Consider the following 283-nt stretch of genomic DNA (forward strand, 5'->3'; position numbering starts at 1 on the left):
TGTCCCCCTGCATCGCCTTCATGCTGGACCCGCGAATCACAGGAATGGTGTCCCCAGGGAACTCATACTTCTTCAAGAGGTCTCGGACTTCGATCTCCACCAGGTCCAACAGTTCAGGATCATCCACCAAATCCACTTTGTTTAAGAACACCACCAGGTTCGGAACGTTCACCTGGCGCGCCAGCAAAACGTGTTCTCGCGTCTGAGGCATGGGGCCGTCCGCCGCTGATACCACCAAAATCGCTCCATCCATCTGCGCCGAGCCCGTGATCATGTTCTTAAT

General features: G+C 55.1%; 1 pseudogene (cut by a window edge). It reads right to left on the minus strand.

The features are described 5' to 3' along the window. Window positions 1-283: pseudogene (locus JNK54_06785) on the minus strand (elongation factor Tu); it runs 263 nt beyond the window's last position.

Source organism: Elusimicrobiota bacterium, assembly GCA_016788905.1.
Classification (GTDB): Bacteria; Elusimicrobiota; Elusimicrobia; order FEN-1173; family FEN-1173; genus JADKHR01.